At 50.9% G+C, this 214-nt stretch carries 1 protein-coding gene; it reads right to left on the minus strand.

The features are described from left to right. Positions 1 to 18: 18 nt before the first annotated feature. A partial coding sequence (locus tag Q0835_RS30295) for a hypothetical protein (RefSeq protein WP_298967224.1) occupies positions 19 to 214 on the minus strand: 196 nt, incomplete at its 5' end.

The raw sequence follows: 214 nt of genomic DNA on the forward strand, positions 1-214 counted from the left end.
CACTGAAGATGTCGTACTTCAGTACCTTGAGAAGCACATCGATAATCCTACCGGCATCAGCCGGTAGTGGTTTAGTTCGCCCTGAACAATTGCTAAGCGTTTGATGTTGCATGCGCGGGCAGAGGTTTTGGAGTATTCGATTTTGCCATTGTTGGAAGAAGCGCTTGCAGCATGCAGGCAAGCCAAAGCACGAGGGTTGCCAGGATGAGGCGCA

Source organism: uncultured Roseibium sp. (assembly GCF_947499295.1).
GTDB lineage: Bacteria > Pseudomonadota > Alphaproteobacteria > Rhizobiales > Stappiaceae > Roseibium.